This window comes from Stenotrophomonas sp. 85239_Sma, from assembly GCF_056481725.1.
This window is the reverse complement of the sequence record NZ_CM151163.1, coordinates 3,440,968-3,456,689: the sequence shown is the minus strand read 5'-3', so window position 1 is coordinate 3,456,689 and position 15,722 is coordinate 3,440,968. Positions and strand designations below refer to the sequence as shown.

The following is a 15,722-nucleotide window of genomic DNA, read 5'->3' as shown; positions in this document are numbered from 1 at the left end:
GGGTCAGCGTCCGGCCAATTGGGTCGTGGCCTTGAGTGGGGTGACTTGTTGCTCGTTCGTCAGCCAACTCGCGCCAGCCGCGACTACCATCTCGCCGCGCTTCAGGCCGCCCACAACGCGAACGTTGTCGCCGCCTGGCTCGCTCTGGAATTGCACTTCCCGGCGGTGCACCTTCTTTCCGGTCACGTCATATACAAACACTGCGGCTTGTCCTGCTTTCTCACTGAGCACCAGTGCCGAATAGGGAAGCATCAGACGATCTGGTGAGGCATCCTTCGCTTCCGGTGCCTTCAGCAATACTTGAACGGCAGACCCGGGTCGAAGACTGCGCGCAAGAGTAGCATCTTGAGGAACGAGCACGACAGGTAAAAGTGAGCCATTTTCAGCACGCAAGCCGATGCGTTGTACCGAAGCACGAACGGGACTTGCTGACTCGCTCAGGCGCAGTTCGGCGACCTGCCCAATTTTGATATTTGCCGCCTGGGTCGTCGATGCAGTCGCAAGGACTTCTACGCCGCTGCGTAGTCCATCCACTTGAAGCACCGGCGCTCCGGCTGCAATATCTGTGAACGGCAGAGCGAGTTTCTCCGCGACGACGCCGTCGAATGGCGCATGAATGGCGGCCCCCCTTCGCGCACGCTCGGCAAGGCCGAATGCGGCCTTTGCATTGCGCACCTGGCCTTCAGCTGCAACCAACTGTGCTTTCACACTCTCGAATGCAGCCGGGGAGATTACGTTGCCCTCAAGCAGCCCCCTTTGCTGCGTTGTCTGCACGATTCTGTCTGCCAATGCGGCTTCCGCAGCAGCGAGTGTCGCCCGAGCCTGTTCTAGGCGGAGTTGCTCGGGCTGAACATCCAACTCAGCCAGAAGCTGTCCGCGAGAGAAGCGATCTCCCACGTCCACATGAAGCTTGCTGATACGCCCGCCAGTCTCGAACCCCAAGGTACTCCGCTCACTGGAGCGAGCTAGACCACTCAATTCAATGCGATTGGCCACAGAACCTACATCCCCCACCGTGAGCAGCTTGACCGCTCGCGGTGGATCGGAAGCAGGCTCCTTCTGACTACCACAGCCGGCAAGCGATGCGAGCAGAACAAACGCGAGGCCGACTTTCTGCATTTGCCAGGACTGGGATTTAAAGGGAGTGCAAGACACGGGAAGGCCTTTCATCAGCGTTTATCAATAGGGGTGAGTTCCAGTTCGCCGCGGGCGAGCGCCTGGAGGGTGTGCATGAGTCGAGAAAGGTCTTCGGCAGCAAACGTCGGAAAACCCATCATTTCGGCGAGGAAGACTCCGTCCAAGGCAAATAGAACGATTCCGGCGATATCGGTGCCGCGTGGAGATTTGCTCGCGTTCTCGTACTGCCTGCGGTACCAGCCGCGCACAGGCTCAAGCAGCGTGGGGTCTTCAGCCACGGCCGCCAGCAATGCAGCGCTCATCTTTTGCATCCCGCCGTCAGGCATAGCCGAGACCTGGCTGGATAGCCAAGGGTCTGGATCGCCGACGAATGGCAGCTCTCGCTCTTCCTGCCCGCCATCAAACGCCGAGACCTGGTCATCAATCATCGTGAGGAGCAGATCGCGCTTGGTCTCGAAGTGGTACAGGAACGCACCTTTGCTCATTCCTGCCCGTGCAACGACCGCGTCAAGCGTTAGGTGCCCGGCACCTCCCTCCATGACTACGTCACGCGCAGCTTGAAGGATGCGCTCCCGTGTTTGTTGCGCTTTCTTAGAGATGGAGGGGGCTTCAGCGCCGTTGTCCGCCGAATGCGACTCCTCTGGGCTTGATTTCATACGAGTTGCCATGGTGAAACTCCAAAGATGCTTGATTTTTGAACCGTCTGGACGGTATAGTACACGCCATGAACTATGCCCGTCAAGACGGCCTCCTCAATTCACAACCTAGTGGCTCAACATGTCCGATCCCTACGCCCGCCGCGGCCTTACTGCTGTTGCATTCCTATCGATCACGCTTCTCGCCGCGTGCAGCCACTCGCCTCACAGGGTGGAGACATCACGCGTTGAGGTTCCGGCCAAATTCATGAACGAAGCGGGTCTGGCTGTGCAGCAGGTGCCAGCACAAGCACTCCCGGCCGAGTGGTGGACGGCGTACGGTGATCCGCTGATTGACGCGCTGGTGCGCAACGCGCTGGAGCACAACACCGATCTCGCTATTGCAAGAGCGCGGATTGATGAAGCTGTGGCGATCACCCGACGTACACGCGCTTCAATGTTCCCTAGCTTGGCGCTCACGCCCCAAGCAACGCGCGCGCGCGACTTTTCTTTGGCACCGACCATCAGCAGCGATGCCAGGCTTCCGCTGTCGGCTTCATGGGAAGTTGATCTAGCGGGCCGCCTCTCGCATGCCGCTGATGGCGCACGGATGGACGCAGTTGCTGTCGAACAGAACTGGTTCGCGACACGTTGGCAGATCGCCTTTGAGACAGTGTCCGCTGCACTGCAGCAGCGGCAGGCGGCAGAGCTGGAAGATCTGGCAAAAGAGCGACTTCAAGTCGCCGAGCGCCTTGAGCGTCTGACAGAGCAGAAGTTCAAGGCAGGTCAAGCTACGGGCTTTGACATTGAACGCACGCGTTCCGAGGTCATCGCCCTCCGGGTGGAGCAAGAGCAGTTGCGACGCGTACGCGGCGAAGCAACGCATGCCTTGGATGTGCTCGTTGGCCGGATTCCGGGGGCGCTTGGCAGCGGTCCTGCGCTTGCCTCTCTCACCATGCCCGATTGGACTCCCAGAAGCGTGCCAGGCGAATTGCTGCAGCAGCGCCCCGACGTCAGAGCCGCGCAGGCGCGTCTTGCAGCGGCGACGGCGCGATGGAACGCAGCAGAAGGCGAGCGGTTCCCCAAACTTGTGCTCGATTTGAGTGGTGGGCGCCAACGCTTCGAGAACAACGGAACACGTGTGGCAGGGAACATTTTCTCTCTGGGCTTGGGTGTGACGCTTCCGATCTTTGACGGTGGAGCAATACAAGCGGGAATCGACGAGGGCTCAGCACGCAGTCGCGGCGCACAGGCTGACCTGGAACGCACGGTTTTGCTTGCGCTTCAGGATGTGGAGAACGCTTATCTGGGCTGGCAGACCCAGCGGACTTCTCTGCAGCATCAGGTCGATGGTCTTGTCGTCGCTGATCGACTCCTTGACCGCAGTCGACGCCTCTTTGAGGCGGGACAGGTGGATGCGACCGTTGTTGCAGAAGCGGAGCGTGGCACCTTGTCCCAGCGAGCGGCTCTGGTCCGTGCTCGCGCCGACGCAGCCGTGCAATGGGGTGTTCTCGCTAAAGCGCTTTCTGGTTCGCCAGAGCATGTGAATCTGCAATCTTCACCCTGAGTCCTTGAGTTGGAAGAACGCAGCATGGCAGCGAGTTTTAAATACTGAATAGATCGACGATTAGTAGGGGACGCATGGAAATTCGACATCTACGTTGTTTTATGGCGCTCGCCGAGGAACTTCACTTCGCTCGCGCCGCTGCGAAACTGCATATTGAGCAGTCCCCACTGTCTCGCACGATCAAAGAACTCGAAGAGGAGTTAGGAGCACAGCTCTTTATTCGGAACACGAGAAGCACGCGTTTGACACGAGCTGGGTTGATGCTCATGGAGCACGCACCTCGGGTGTTCGCATCCTTGCAACAGGCGCGGGACTGCGTGAAGGCAGCAAAAAATGGCTTTCATGGACAACTCCGCGTCGCCTTGTCAGACGGCGCAACACTACTGTGCTTACCAGCCCTATTGGCGTTGTGTCGCGAGGAGGAGCCCGAGGTTGAGATTCGCTTTTTTGAGGTGCCACTATCCCAACAAATCAAAGGATTGCACGACGACCTGTATGACGTCGGCTTTGCACAGTCCGACGACGTAGGTGATGGAATCGTCGCACTTCCCGCGTGGACTGACACGCTTATGGTGGCGCTGCCAGCTCGGCATCCGTTGCTGGCTCTTAAGCGAATTCCATTGGATGAACTGCTGCGCTACCCGCTAGTGCTATCTGATCCTCAAGTGTGCGAGGGCCACGCCAAGCACATTGAGCGAGTACTTAGCCGGGCTGAAATGCAGCCTCTAGTTGCCGAGCGGGTTACCACTTTCGACCTGATGATGGCGTTGGTATCTGCCGGTTTTGCACTCGGACTTACAGGGGCTGCACACATTGCAGCCTCCCGAGAGCCAGGAGTCGTGGCGAGGCCGCTTTCGACACGCGTACCACCTTTGACGACCTATCTACTCAGACTTGAAGGCGATCCGTTTGACGAGCTTGCGCGCTTCATTCAGCGAGTACAGGCCATCGAATTGCCAGAGTTTCTCAGGTCAACAAAAAGCCGAAATCCCGATCTTCCGGAGGAATTGATGCCATGAGACTCGCCATCACGCTCGTCGCTGCAATGCTAGTCGCATGCGGTCAATCTGATAAACCGCACAAAGCCACTAGTGCAGAAAAGAAAACCCCGACAGTAGAAGAGCTGGTGGCAGACCCGGAACAGCTCAAGAAGTTGCGCCAGCAATGCAAGACGGATCGGCCTACTTTGGGCGAACTGCTTTGCAACCGGGTAGCGGAGGCAACACGTAAGCGGTTCTACGGTGACGGAAAAACGCCATACACACCGCCCAAAGAATCCCCCAAATTCTGAAATTCAGCAATTCAGCAATTCAGCAATTCAGCAATTCAGCAATTCAGCAATTCAGCAATTCGCTAGTCTGCCTGAATCTTCTGTTCGGCACGCTGATATTCGCCGGCGCTTACGGAGTCACTCCCTGGCTAGACACAGCGCGAATTCATTCTTTCTTATCGACCTTTCTGCCCCAAACGGTCTTTGACCGGCACTAAGCCAGCACCGATCCTGACGCCTGCGGCACATTTCTAAGCCGCGTTTCCCAAGGGAATCAGCGTAGGAGAGATTGGAGGCGGGGCTATGCAAGGTACGAATGTGCTGTTCGGTCAGATAGCCGTGGTATTCGGCATCGTGATCGCGGGTGTGTGGGGCGCCACACAATGGACGGCAGCAGCCCTTGGCTATCAGGTACGCCTTGGCTCCCCCTGGTTTGATTTCCTCGGCACACCGATCTACCTCCCGTGGAAGCTGTTTGAGTGGTGGTTCTTCTTCGATGCCTACGCGCCACGCGTTTTCGACACGGGCGGTGCCATAGCGGGTGGCAGTGGCTTGCTGGCGGTGGTGGTCGCAGTCTGCATGTCGATCTGGCGCTCTCGTCAATCACGCCTAGTCACGACCTATGGCTCGGCACGCTGGGCAAGTACGGAGGACATTCGCAAAGCCGGCCTTACGCAGCCGATCGGCGTGTTCCTCGGTCAGCACGATGGCAAGTACCTTCGGCATGAAGGCCCGGAACACATCCTCACTTTCGCGCCCACGCGCTCAGGCAAAGGCGTCGGCCTTGTGGTGCCGACGCTGCTTTCTTGGCCTGCATCCGCCGTAGTCCACGACATCAAGGGCGAGAATTGGCAGATCACCGCAGGTTGGCGCTCACGCTACTCACACTGCCTGCTGTTCAATCCGACCGATGCGAAGTCGGCGGCCTACAACCCGCTGCTAGAAGTTCGGCGCGGCGCACATGAAGTGCGTGACGTACAGAACATAGCCGACATTCTGGTCGATCCAGAAGGCGCGCTTGAGAAGCGCAACCATTGGGAGAAGACTTCGCACGCGCTGCTGGTCGGGGCCATCCTGCATGTGCTCTACGCGGGCGAGGACAAGACGCTGCGCGGCGTCGCCAATTTCCTCTCCGATCCGGCCAGCCCCTTCGAGCTGACCTTGCACCGGATGATGACCACACAGCACCTCGTGAACGTGGAAGGTGGTGGCCCGCATCCAGTCGTCGCTTCGGCGGCGCGCGAAGTGCTCAACAAGTCGGACAACGAGCGTTCCGGCGTGTTGAGCACCGCCATGTCGTTCCTGGGCCTCTACCGCGACCCCACGGTGGCCGAAGTCACCTCGCGCTGCGACTGGCGTATCGCCGACCTGATCGCGTCCGAGCATCCGGTGTCGCTTTATCTGGTAGTGCCACCTTCGGATATTTCGCGGACGAAACCGCTCATTCGCCTGATCCTCAACCAGATCGGCCGACGGCTCACCGAATCGCTCGACGGCAGCGACGGCATCGAACGCCGCCACAAGCTGCTGCTGATGCTCGATGAGTTCCCGGCGCTGGGCCGCCTGGACTTCTTCGAGACGGCGCTTGCCTTCATGGCGGGCTACGGAATCCGCAGTTTTCTTATCGCCCAATCGCTCAACCAGATCGACAAAGCCTACGGCCAGAACCATTCGATTCTGGATAACTGCCATGTCCGCGTGACGTTCGCCACCAACGATGAACGCACTGCGAAACGGATCTCCGAAACGCTTGGCACCGCTACCGAACTGCGCGCGCAGCGCAACTATGCCGGGCACAGATTGGCACCGTGGCTGGGGCACCTCATGGTGTCGCGGCAGGAGACGGCCCGCCCGCTACTGACGCCCGGTGAAGTGATGCAGCTTCCGACTGAGGAAGCTGTGGTGATGGTGTCCAGCGTGGCACCGATCAAGGCCAAGAAGCTGCGCTACTACGCCGACGCGAATTTCAAGAACCGCGTTTTACCGCCGCCTGTGCTCGCGGCCGGGCAATACGCGGACGCGCCACCGGCCCGGCCCGACGACTGGAGCGGCCTATCGATCCCAGCCGTGTCAACGGTCCGGGCTGCGGGCCTGTCCGGCGATGGCACAGGCACCGCCGATGACGGCGGCCCACGCCGACAGCCGGAGCTATCCGAAGTCAGCGAATACAGCCCCGAACCGCTGCTCGCCGGCCATGACCTGACTCTGCTCGATGACGACGACGACCTGCCGCTGCCGCTTCCCGGCCAGCTCGACCCGGCCATGCAGCGCACGGCCCGGCTGGCTTCCCTCGACCCCAACGACGGAATCGACTTATGAGCCAATACCGCCTCAATCTGTTCATTCAGCCCGAGCACGCCAAGCGTCTCGAAGAACTGGCCGCCAAGAAAGGCGTGTCCAAGTCGTCCATTGTCGCGGCGGCGCTCGCGTCGTGGCTATCGCCCGATGCTGGCGACCAGCGCGAGGCGGCCATCGCCAAGCGGCTCGATCGCCTGTCGCGGCAGGCCGAGCGCATGGAGCGCGACCAGAACATCCAGATCGAAACACTGGCGCTGTTCATCCGCTACTTCCTGACCGTCAGCACCCCGATTCCCGAAGCCCATCAGGACGCAGCTCGCGCCCAAGGCAAAGCGCGTTTCGAGCAATTCGTGGAGCGGCTCGGCCGCCACCTGCTGCGTGGCCGCAGCCTGGTGCGCGACGTTGTGGAAGAACTGCACCCAGACCCGGCGCGAATGGATGACGCGGAGGCACTGGCTGAAGCGCAGGAGCGTGCCTCATGAGCGCCATTCCGCAAACCCCGCCCGAACTCTCATCCGCCGCAACCTCTCTGGATCGCCGTATCCAGATGCTGCGCACGGCAATGGGGCCAGTCATCGCCGCTGCGCTGGCCGACCCCGACGTGGTGGAAATCATGCTCAACCCCGACCGCACCCTATGGGTGGATCGGTTGTCATCGGGCCGCATGCCGCTGGGCGTGGAGCTGTCCCAAGACGATGGCGAACGCATCATCCGGCTGGTGGCTGCGCACGTCGGCGCAGAGGTGCATCGCGGGCGGCCGCTGCTGACCGCCGAGCTGCCCGAAACCGGCGAGCGGTTCGAGGGCATCTTGCCGCCCGCAGCGCCCGGCCCAGCCTTCGCGCTGCGCAAGCGCGCCGTGAGCATCATCGGGCTGGATCGCTATGTGGCCGACGGCATCTTGACCACAGGCCAGGCCGAGTTCCTGCGCCGCGCCGTGCGTGAGCGCCAGAACATCCTGATCGCCGGGGCGACGAGCAGCGGCAAAACCACACTCGCCAATGCCTTGCTTGCGGAGATCGCCGCCACGGGCGACCGCGTGCTTGTGCTCGAAGACACCATCGAGCTGCAATGCGCAGCCCGCGACCATGTGCCGCTGCGCACCCGCGCTGGCGTCGTGTCTATGACCGAGCTGGTGCGGGCCACGATGCGCCTGCGCCCCGACCGCGTGATCGTCGGCGAGGTACGCGGCGGCGAAGCCCTGGACTTGGTTAAGGTGTGGGGCACCGGCCACCCCGGCGGCATCGCCACCATCCACGCCGGTTCCGCGCTGGGCGCGCTGCTGCGCCTCGAACAGTTGATTCTTGAAGTGGCGGTGAACCCACCGCGTGCGCTGATCGCCGAGGCGGTCAACGTCGTGATCCACATCGCCGGGCGTGGCCGCAAGCGCCGCGTCGAAAGCATCGCCCGTGTCGTCGGTTTCGACGGCACCGGCTATCGCCTGGCGGACGCGCTGGAAACACCGTTTCCCGAGCTGATGCCGGTTCCTCTCGCAGCCGATGCCGCTGCGCCTTCCTCGTCCCTTGACCTACCTGGAGAACTGCCATGACGCAGATGCACGTTCACGCTTTCCGTAATTCCGTAAATCCGGTTTCAACCATCGCACGCCTGCGGCGGCTGGCCGGCCCCGCGCACCACGGCCTGCTGCTGGCCGCAGTCATGCTGATGACGGCGGGCACGGCGAAGGCATCCGGCTCCTCGATGCCATGGGAAGGCCCGCTGCAATCCATTCTGGAGTCGATTCAGGGGCCGGTGGCACGCATCGTCGCGGTCATCATCATCATCGCCACGGGCCTCGCGCTCGCCTTCGGCGACACGTCGGGCGGCTTTCGCAAGCTGATCCAGATCGTGTTCGGTTTGAGCATCGCGTTCGCCGCGTCCTCGTTCTTCCTGTCGTTCTTCAGCTTCTCCGGCGGGGCTGTCGTATGAGTGGCCCGGATAGCTTCGCGGCCGGCTTCGAGGTGCCGCTACATCGCTCGCTGACCGAGCCGCTCTTGATGGGCGGCGCACCGCGCACGGTGGCGATTGCCAACGGCACGCTAGCCGCTGCCGTCGGGCTGGGCCTGCAACTCTGGATTCCTGGCGTAGTGCTCTGGATCGTCGGTCACTCGCTGGCCGTGTGGGGCGCGAGGGTCGATCCGCAGTTCATGCAGGTCTTCGCCCGGCACATCAAGCACAAGCCGCTGCTGGACGTGTAGGAGACGCCGCCATGCTTAACCTTGCCGAATACCGCCAGCGGCCCGCCTTGCTGGCCGACTGGCTTCCCTGGGCTGGGCTGATCGCGCCGGGCGTGGTGCTGAACAAGGATGGCTCGTTTCAGCGCACGGCGCGCTTTCGCGGGCCTGATCTGGACAGCGCCACGCAGGGCGAATTGATCGCCACGACGGCACGGCTAAACAACGCGTTGCGCCGGCTGGGTTCGGGCTGGGCGCTGTTCGTGGAAGCCGAGCGCCAGTCGGCCGCGGACTATCCGCATTCCGACTTTCCCGAACCGCTGTCCTGGCTGGTGGACGAAGAACGCCGCGCTGCCTTTGAGGAATCGGGGAACCACTACGAAAGCAGCTATCACCTGACGCTAGCCTATCTGCCGCCGGAGGAATCCCGCGCTCGTGCAGCCAAGCTGCTCTACGAGCACGCGCCGGGCGATGGTGTGGACTGGCGCGGTCGGCTTGACGCCTTCCTGGCAGAAACGGATCGGGTTTTCGACCTGCTCGATGGCGTGATGCCAGAAATCGTCTGGTTGGACGATGCCGCGACGCTGACTTATCTTCACGCCACGGTGTCCACGCGGCGCTACCGGCTGGCCGTGCCCGAGGTGCCTTTCCACCTCGACGCACTGCTGGCCGATTCCGCCCTAGTCGGCGGCCTTGCGCCCATGCTGGGTGACCAGCATCTGCGCGTGGTGTCGGTGCGGGGCTTTCCGACCTCGACCTGGCCGGGCCTGCTGGACGACCTCAATCGCCTGGGCTTTGCCTATCGCTGGAGTACCCGGTTTCTCTGCCTCGATAAAGCCGAGGCGGAAAAGGAGCTGGGCCGCCTGCGTCGCCAGTGGTTTGCGAAACGGAAGAATGTCATTGCGCTACTGCGCGAAACCATCTTCCAGCAGGAATCGCCGCTGGTGGACACGGATGCCAGCAACAAGGCGGCCGACGCGGATGCCGCCTTGCAAGAGCTTGGCAGCGATCAAGTCGCCTTCGGCTACCTCACCGCCACGGTGACGGTGTTCGATGACGACCCTGCCGTAGCCGACGAAAAGCTGCGCATGGTGGAACGTGTCATCCAAGGACGTGGCTTCGTCACCATCCCCGAAACCTTAAATGCAGTCGATGCGTGGCTGTCGTCCATACCAGGCAATGCCTATGCCAACGTGCGCCAGCCCATCGTCTCGACGCTGAATCTGGCGCACATGATGCCGGTGTCCGCCGTGTGGGCTGGGCCGGAGAAAAACGCCCATCTCGACGGCCCGCCGCTGATCGTCACGCGCACGGATGGCGCGACGCCGTTCCGGCTGGTGACGCACATCGGCGACGTGGGGCATACGCTGGTCGCGGGGCCGACGGGCATGGGAAAATCTGTCCTGCTGGCGATGCTCGCCTTGCAGTTCCGCCGCTATGGCGGCTCGCGCATCTTCGCCTTCGACATGGGGCGATCCATGCGGGCGACGGTGCTGGGCCTGGGCGGCGAACACTACGACCTCGGCGCGGACGGCGCCATTGCCTTTCAGCCCTTGGCCCGTATCGACAGCGAAGGCTATCGCACCTGGGCCGCCGAGTGGATCGAAGGCCGCCTGCTGCATGAAGGCGTGACCGTCGGCCCCGACGAGAAAGCCGCCATTTGGTCGGCGCTCGGCAGCCTCGCTGGTGCGCCGGTGGAGCAGCGCACGATGACCGGGCTTTCGGTGCTGCTGCAATCGAACGCGCTGCGGCAGGCATTGTCGCCGTATGTGCTGGGCGGCGCGCACGGCAAGCTACTGGATGCCGACCGCGACCGGCTCGGCAGCGGCGACGTGCAGGGCTTTGAGATGGAAGAGCTAATGCACAGCCCCGCCGCCGTGCAAGCGGTGCTGCGCTACTTGTTCGCCCGCTTCGATGCACGTTTCGACGGTGCTCCCACGCTGCTGATTCTCGATGAAGCCTGGCTATTCCTTGATGAACCGTCCTTCGCGGCACGCATCCGGCAATGGTTGAAAACTCTGCGCAAGAAAAACGTGTCGGTGATCTTCGCCACGCAGTCGCTTGCCGACATCAAGGATTCGACCATCGCGCCCGCGATCATCGAAAGCTGCGCGAGCCGGATTTTCTTGCCCAACCCGCAGGCGACCGAGCCGCAGATTCGCACGGTCTACGAGGGCTTTGGCCTCAACAGTCGGCAAATCGAAATCGTCGCCACCGCGCAGCCCAAGCGCGACTACTACTACCAATCGCGCCTGGGCAATCGTCTGTTCGACCTCGACCTGGGGCCAGCCGCGCTCGCCTTCTCGGGCGCATCCACACCGCAAGACCAACGCGACATTGACCGAGTGCTGACGCAGGCCGGCGCTCCCGGCTTCGCCGGTGCGTGGCTACGCCATCGCGGCCTCGATTGGGCCGCCGACCTGCTGCCGTCCTCGCCGTCGGCGGCTTCTTTCCTCGCTACTCAACCCCTGGAGATTTCGCCATGAAGACCCGTGTACTTTCCGTTTCGCTCGCCGCCGCGCTGGCCGGCTCGCTGATGCTCGCTCAGCCAGCGGCGGCGCTCACTTTCGTTGATCCCGTCAACTTGGTGCAGAACACGCTGACTGCCATCCGCACGCTGGAGCAGATCAACAACCAGATCAACCAGCTCCAGAACGAAGCGCAGATGTTGATGAACCAGGCGCGCAACCTGGCGAATCTCGACTTCAACATCGTCAACCGGCTGCGCTCGACGCTCGCCACGACTGAACGCCTGATTGCCGAGGCGCAAGGGCTGGCCTACGACGTGCAGAGCATGGATGCCACGTTCTCGCGCCTGTACCCGGAGCAGTACGCCGCCACCATCAGCGGCGACCGCATGGCACAGGACGCACGCGAACGCTGGAAGAACACGCTCGACGGCCTGCACACCGCGATGCGGATGCAGGCGCAGGTGTCGCAGAACCTGACGCAAGACGAAAGCGCGCTGGCCGACCTCGTGAGCCAAAGCCAATCGGCCACGGGTGCGCTGCAAGCGATGCAGGCAACGAACCAGCTTCTCGCCTTGCAGGCCAAGCAGTCCATCCAGGCCCAGCAGCTCCAGATCACACAAGACAGGGCGGCCTCGCTGGAGCTGGCGCGGCAGGCAGCGGCCACCGAGCGCGCCCGCGAAGTGCGGCGGCGCTTCCTGGGCACCGGCACGCCGTACACACCGCAGTCCGTCAACTTCTACAACAACTGACGGGAGGCGGCCATGCGATGCGTTCCTGTCCTGCTGGCCGTGCTGCTGACCGCATGCGGCCAGCAGCCGGCTGAAGACCTGACCGCCACCTTGGCCGCCGATCCCGTGCGGCTCAAGGCGCTGCGCGCCCAATGCGCAGCCGACCGGCAAACCGCAGGCGAAGACACCTGTCGCGCCGCTGCCGAAGCCTTCCGGCGGCGCTTCTTCACCGGCCAGACTGGGCCGGACGAATACCGGACGCTGGCAGAACTGCCGCCGATTCCGGCGAGTTTCGACACGCCAACCGACGACGCGCCGGAAGGTGATGCGTCGCTCGCCGCTGCGGAGGACACGCCATGAACGACGTAACGATCATCGACAGATTCCTCGATACCTTCTCGCGCTACATCGACTCCGGTTTCGGTCTGCTGCAAGGCGAAGTCGCGTTCCTGACGGCCACTCTCATTGTCATCGACATGACCATTGCCGGTCTGTATTGGGCCATGAGCCATGCGACCGGCCAGGGCGAGGACGTGATCGCCAAGCTGCTGCGCAAGGTGCTTTACGTCGGTGCCTTCGCCTACATCATCGGTAACTTCAATTGGCTGTCGAGCATCGTGTTCCGCTCGTTCGCCGGGCTAGGCATCACCGCCACTGGCTCGGCCATAACGATGGAGAACTTCTTGCAGCCGGGTCGGCTTGCCAAGACCGGCATCGACGCCGCTGCGCCGATCCTCGACCAGATCGGTGACATGGCCGGCTTCCCCGAAGTGTTCGTGAACCTCGACCCCATCGTGGTGCTGTTCATCGCTTGGCTGGTGGTGATCCTCTGTTTCTTCGTGCTCGCGGTTCAGCTTTTCATCACGTTGATCGAGTTCAAGCTGACCACGCTTGCCGGCTTCGTCTTGATCCCGTTTGCGCTCTGGAACAAAACCTCGTTCCTCGCGGAAAAGGTGCTCGGCAATGTGGTTTCGTCAGGCATCAAGGTCTTGGTGCTGGCGGTAATCGTCGGCATCGGCTCGGGCCTGTTCGCGGAGTTCCAGGTTCATCCCGACGAGCCTTCCATCGACCATGCGCTTGTCGTGATGCTGGCTTCGCTTGCCTTGCTGGCGCTGGGCATCTTCGGCCCCGGCATCGCCACGGGCCTTGTGTCCGGTGCGCCGCAGCTCGGCGCGGGTGCGATGGCGGGCGCTGCCGTCGGCGCGGTAGGCACGGGTGTTGCCATCGGTGCCGCCGCGACCGGCGTGGGCGGTGCCGTCATGGCGGGCGCACGCATGGCCCCGGCCGCCGCAAAGCTGGCCGGGAGCGGCGCACGCGCCGCCACGTCGGCGGCCAGCAGCGCCAAGTCCGCATTCCAGGCCGGTTCCGCCGCTGCGGGCGGCGGGGCTAAAGGCGCGGCTGCGGGCCTCGGCAATGTCGCCAAGACCGGCGCGCAAGCGGCAGGCCGCCGAGCTGCATCGGGCGCTTCCGCTGCCGGTCAGAAGGTGGCCGACTCCTTCCGGGCAGGATGGAACGGTGCGGATGTCGGCGCTGCCGGTTCCGGCCAGGCCGCCGCAGGCGAAGGCGCAGCCAGCGCGCCGAAGCAAGAGCAACCCGCCTGGGCAAAGCGGATGCACCGCCGCCAGCAGATCACCCATGCCGCAACCACCGCAGCCCACACGCTGCGCAGTGGCGACGGCGGCGGCTCAGGGCAAGGCCCAAGCCTGCGCCCCGATGCGTGACCCGATACCTGACCACCAAGGAGAACCCTATGCGATTCAAACGCCCGCAGGTGCGCTATGCCGACACGCCGCAGCCTGCCACCCCGTACCAATCCGCCGCGCAGGTGTGGGACGAGCGCATCGGCTCGGCCCGCGTCCAGGCCAAGAACTGGCGTTTTATGGCCTTCGGCTGCCTCACGCTTGCGCTGCTGATGGCCGGTGGCCTGGTGTGGCGCTCGGCGCAGTCCATCGTCACCCCTTACGTCATCGAGGTCGATCAGTCGGGGCAGGTGCGCGCCGTCGGCGAAGCCGCCACGCCGTACCGGCCCGCCGATGCGCAGATCGCGCACCACCTGGCGCGCTTCGTGACGCTGGTGCGCTCGCTGTCTATCGATCCCATCGTGGTGCGGCAAAACTGGCTGGACGCCTACGACTACACCACCGACAAAGGCGCGGCGGTGCTCAACGACTACGCCAGCAAGAACGATCCTTTCGCCCGTGTTGGCCGCGAGTCGGTGACGGTGCAGATCACCAGCGTGGTACGCGCCAGCGATGCCTCGTTCAACGTCCGTTGGACGGAGCAACGGTTCATCAACGGTGCCCCCGCCGGGACCGAGCGATGGAACGCGGTGCTTTCCACCGTCCTGCAAACCCCGCGCACCGAACAGCGCCTGCGCAAGAACCCGCTGGGTATCTACGTCAACGGCCTGTCGTGGAGCCGCGAACTGGATTCTTCTGAAGGAGCCAAGCCATGAACCTGTCTTTCCGCTTATACGCTTTCGCGCTGACCGTGGTGGCCCTGTCGGGCTGCGCTTCGCAGGGCAAGCCGCCTCCGTCCATTTCGCTCGATGAGCCGGTGCAGGCACAGCCGCTGCCGGAGCCGCCTGCTCCAGTGGAAGTCGTCGCCATGCCCGAGCCGCTGGCGCTGCCAGCGCAGTTGAAGCCGCTGCACGAGTTGGACGCGGCCCCGGCTAAGCCGGAGCCGGCCGATGAGAAGGTGCGCGTTTCCCGTGCCAATGCCGAGGCGCGCATCGCGCCCACGCGCGAGGGCTACGTCAATGCGATTCAGGTGTGGCCCTTCACCGATGGTGCGCTCTACCAAGTCTATGCCGCGCCGGGACGCGTGACCGTGGTTTCCTTGCAGCCGGGCGAGGAACTAGTGACGGTCGCAGCCGGCGATACCGTGCGCTGGATCGTCGGTGACACGTCCAGCGGCAGCGGCGACGCGATGCGCATCAATGTGCTGGTCAAGCCCATCCGCTCAGGCCTCAAGACGAATTTGGTCATCACCACCAGTCGCAGAACATACCTGCTGGAACTGACCTCGACGGAAAAGGCATGGATGGCGTCGGTGTCCTGGGACTACCCAAAAGACCGGATGTTGGCCTTGCAGCGCCAGTCGCAGGCGGCTAGCGCCGCCGCACCGGTCGATACCGGACTGTCGCTGGAGAAGATCCGCTTCCGATATTCCGTCTCAGGCAGCAATCCGCCGTGGAAGCCGCTGCGCGCCTTCGACGATGGCGAGAAGGTCTATATCCAGTTCCCGCCGGGAATCGCCCAAGGCGAGCTGCCACCGCTGTTCGTCATCGGCGCGCAGGGCGACGGACAACTGGTGAATTACCGTTTTCGCTCGCCTTACTACATCGTGGATCGGCTGTTCGGCGCGGCCGAACTGCGCCTGGGCGGCGACAAGGGTGACGTGGTGCGTATCGAACGCACGGATGGCTTGGCGCGGAGGAACTGAC

Annotated in this window: 16 protein-coding genes; 14 read left to right on the top strand and 2 right to left on the bottom strand. The window is 63.1% G+C overall.

Going from position 1 to position 15,722, the window contains the following annotated elements; all coding sequences use genetic code 11:
- Positions 1-3: 3 nt before the first annotated feature.
- Entirely contained in the window at positions 4-1,170 is a 1,167-nt protein-coding gene (locus ACYKG1_RS16145) for an efflux RND transporter periplasmic adaptor subunit (RefSeq protein WP_023123862.1), read from the bottom strand.
- Positions 1,170-1,805 carry a TetR/AcrR family transcriptional regulator gene (locus tag ACYKG1_RS16140; RefSeq protein ID WP_028699136.1) on the bottom strand — a complete coding sequence of 212 codons (636 nt, stop codon included), beginning with the start codon at positions 1,803-1,805 and terminating at the stop codon, positions 1,170-1,172. The genes ACYKG1_RS16145 and ACYKG1_RS16140 overlap by 1 nt, the downstream gene beginning before the upstream one ends.
- Positions 1,806-1,914: 109 nt before the next feature.
- Here ACYKG1_RS16140 and ACYKG1_RS16135 point away from each other — a divergent pair, with 109 nt between their 5' ends.
- From ACYKG1_RS16135 to trbG, 14 genes are all read left to right on the top strand, one after another.
- Entirely contained in the window at positions 1,915-3,339 is a 1,425-nt protein-coding gene (locus ACYKG1_RS16135) for an efflux transporter outer membrane subunit (RefSeq protein ID WP_028699135.1), read from the top strand.
- A 74-nt stretch (positions 3,340-3,413) separates the two neighbouring features.
- Positions 3,414-4,358: a LysR family transcriptional regulator gene (locus ACYKG1_RS16130; RefSeq protein ID WP_004883081.1), complete on the top strand. Its 945-nt coding sequence runs from the start codon at positions 3,414-3,416 to the stop codon at positions 4,356-4,358.
- A complete protein-coding gene (locus ACYKG1_RS16125; protein ID WP_004883082.1) occupies positions 4,355-4,630 on the top strand; it encodes an EexN family lipoprotein in 276 nt (91 codons plus the stop codon). The genes ACYKG1_RS16130 and ACYKG1_RS16125 overlap by 4 nt, the downstream gene beginning before the upstream one ends.
- A 282-nt stretch (positions 4,631-4,912) precedes the next feature.
- Positions 4,913-6,928, top strand: coding sequence for a conjugal transfer protein TraG (locus ACYKG1_RS16120; RefSeq protein WP_004883083.1), 2,016 nt, complete (start codon positions 4,913-4,915; stop codon positions 6,926-6,928).
- Positions 6,925-7,389 carry a ribbon-helix-helix protein, CopG family gene (locus tag ACYKG1_RS16115; protein WP_004883086.1) on the top strand — a complete coding sequence of 155 codons (465 nt, stop codon included), beginning with the start codon at positions 6,925-6,927 and terminating at the stop codon, positions 7,387-7,389. The genes ACYKG1_RS16120 and ACYKG1_RS16115 overlap by 4 nt, the downstream gene beginning before the upstream one ends.
- Complete coding sequence (trbB, locus tag ACYKG1_RS16110) at positions 7,386-8,453, top strand: P-type conjugative transfer ATPase TrbB (RefSeq protein WP_004883088.1); 1,068 nt, start codon at positions 7,386-7,388, stop codon at positions 8,451-8,453. Before ACYKG1_RS16115 ends, trbB begins: the two co-directional genes overlap by 4 nt.
- Entirely contained in the window at positions 8,450-8,833 is a 384-nt protein-coding gene (locus ACYKG1_RS16105; RefSeq protein WP_004883090.1) for a TrbC/VirB2 family type IV secretion system protein, read from the top strand. Before trbB ends, ACYKG1_RS16105 begins: the two co-directional genes overlap by 4 nt.
- Positions 8,830-9,102, top strand: a complete 273-nt coding sequence (locus ACYKG1_RS16100; RefSeq protein ID WP_004883097.1) for a VirB3 family type IV secretion system protein — start codon at positions 8,830-8,832, stop codon at positions 9,100-9,102. Before ACYKG1_RS16105 ends, ACYKG1_RS16100 begins: the two co-directional genes overlap by 4 nt.
- Before the next feature lie 11 nt (positions 9,103-9,113).
- The gene (gene trbE / locus ACYKG1_RS16095) at positions 9,114-11,564 is read left to right on the top strand and encodes a conjugal transfer protein TrbE (protein ID WP_004883099.1); all 2,451 of its coding nucleotides are present in this window, start codon (positions 9,114-9,116) and stop codon (positions 11,562-11,564) included.
- Positions 11,561-12,298, top strand: a complete 738-nt coding sequence (gene trbJ, locus ACYKG1_RS16090) for a P-type conjugative transfer protein TrbJ (protein ID WP_004883101.1) — start codon at positions 11,561-11,563, stop codon at positions 12,296-12,298. Before trbE ends, trbJ begins: the two co-directional genes overlap by 4 nt.
- A 12-nt stretch (positions 12,299-12,310) precedes the next feature.
- Positions 12,311-12,637 carry a hypothetical protein gene (locus tag ACYKG1_RS16085; RefSeq protein WP_004883103.1) on the top strand — a complete coding sequence of 109 codons (327 nt, stop codon included), beginning with the start codon at positions 12,311-12,313 and terminating at the stop codon, positions 12,635-12,637.
- Entirely contained in the window at positions 12,634-13,998 is a 1,365-nt protein-coding gene (gene trbL / locus ACYKG1_RS16080) for a P-type conjugative transfer protein TrbL (protein ID WP_004883106.1), read from the top strand. The genes ACYKG1_RS16085 and trbL overlap by 4 nt, the downstream gene beginning before the upstream one ends.
- Positions 13,999-14,027: 29 nt before the next feature.
- Positions 14,028-14,732: a conjugal transfer protein TrbF gene (trbF, locus tag ACYKG1_RS16075; protein ID WP_004883108.1), complete on the top strand. Its 705-nt coding sequence runs from the start codon at positions 14,028-14,030 to the stop codon at positions 14,730-14,732.
- Entirely contained in the window at positions 14,729-15,721 is a 993-nt protein-coding gene (gene trbG / locus ACYKG1_RS16070) for a P-type conjugative transfer protein TrbG (protein ID WP_004883112.1), read from the top strand. Before trbF ends, trbG begins: the two co-directional genes overlap by 4 nt.
- Position 15,722 lies beyond the last annotated feature (1 nt).

Excerpts from the sequence above, each read along its gene's own strand:
- ACYKG1_RS16145 (WP_023123862.1), bottom strand. The coding sequence starts at position 1,170 with ATGAAAGGCCTTCCCGTGTCTTGCACTCCCTTTAAATCCCAGTCCTGG.
- trbJ (WP_004883101.1), top strand. The coding sequence starts at position 11,561 with ATGAAGACCCGTGTACTTTCCGTTTCGCTCGCCGCCGCGCTGGCCGGC.
- ACYKG1_RS16125 (WP_004883082.1), top strand. The coding sequence starts at position 4,355 with ATGAGACTCGCCATCACGCTCGTCGCTGCAATGCTAGTCGCATGCGGT.
- ACYKG1_RS16135 (WP_028699135.1), top strand. The coding sequence starts at position 1,915 with ATGTCCGATCCCTACGCCCGCCGCGGCCTTACTGCTGTTGCATTCCTA.
- ACYKG1_RS16140 (WP_028699136.1), bottom strand. The coding sequence starts at position 1,805 with ATGGCAACTCGTATGAAATCAAGCCCAGAGGAGTCGCATTCGGCGGAC.
- ACYKG1_RS16105 (WP_004883090.1), top strand. The coding sequence starts at position 8,450 with ATGACGCAGATGCACGTTCACGCTTTCCGTAATTCCGTAAATCCGGTT.
- trbB (WP_004883088.1), top strand. The coding sequence starts at position 7,386 with ATGAGCGCCATTCCGCAAACCCCGCCCGAACTCTCATCCGCCGCAACC.
- ACYKG1_RS16100 (WP_004883097.1), top strand. The coding sequence starts at position 8,830 with ATGAGTGGCCCGGATAGCTTCGCGGCCGGCTTCGAGGTGCCGCTACAT.
- ACYKG1_RS16130 (WP_004883081.1), top strand. The coding sequence starts at position 3,414 with ATGGAAATTCGACATCTACGTTGTTTTATGGCGCTCGCCGAGGAACTT.
- ACYKG1_RS16115 (WP_004883086.1), top strand. The coding sequence starts at position 6,925 with ATGAGCCAATACCGCCTCAATCTGTTCATTCAGCCCGAGCACGCCAAG.
- trbF (WP_004883108.1), top strand. The coding sequence starts at position 14,028 with ATGCGATTCAAACGCCCGCAGGTGCGCTATGCCGACACGCCGCAGCCT.
- ACYKG1_RS16085 (WP_004883103.1), top strand. The coding sequence starts at position 12,311 with ATGCGATGCGTTCCTGTCCTGCTGGCCGTGCTGCTGACCGCATGCGGC.
- ACYKG1_RS16120 (WP_004883083.1), top strand. The coding sequence starts at position 4,913 with ATGCAAGGTACGAATGTGCTGTTCGGTCAGATAGCCGTGGTATTCGGC.
- trbE (WP_004883099.1), top strand. The coding sequence starts at position 9,114 with ATGCTTAACCTTGCCGAATACCGCCAGCGGCCCGCCTTGCTGGCCGAC.
- trbL (WP_004883106.1), top strand. The coding sequence starts at position 12,634 with ATGAACGACGTAACGATCATCGACAGATTCCTCGATACCTTCTCGCGC.
- trbG (WP_004883112.1), top strand. The coding sequence starts at position 14,729 with ATGAACCTGTCTTTCCGCTTATACGCTTTCGCGCTGACCGTGGTGGCC.